The sequence below is a fragment of the Bacillus sp. SIMBA_031 genome (genome assembly GCF_046535225.1).
GTDB classification, from domain to species: Bacteria; Bacillota; Bacilli; order Bacillales; family Bacillaceae; genus Bacillus; species Bacillus velezensis.
Map to the genome: position 1 here is coordinate 1 of NZ_JAWRXC010000414.1, position 258 is coordinate 258.

The window sequence follows — 258 nt, forward strand, 5'->3', positions numbered from 1 at the left end:
GTTTTTAATTTTTGAATTCATTGATTTTATCTCGTCATAGATGCCTTTAAGAGGTCTTGTGTTCTGCTCTATCTGAACCTGCACCAATAGTTGGTTACGTAGAATGTCCATACTATCCTTTTGACGTTTAAGTGCTTCAGCCTGCATAATACGCATGGCATTAATCTGTCCCTCCAAAGCACCCGCAGTCTTTTCAGTAATTCCCTTTATATCGCCCTTAAGGCCCTGAGCATTTTCCGCAGACTGACCGAAAAGGCC

General features: G+C 41.9%; 1 protein-coding gene. It reads right to left on the reverse strand.

What is annotated here, in order from left to right; translation table 11 throughout:
• Positions 1–258, reverse strand: a 258-nt coding sequence (locus SB724_RS20840; RefSeq protein WP_410572856.1) for a hypothetical protein, incomplete at both ends; no start/stop codon positions are given.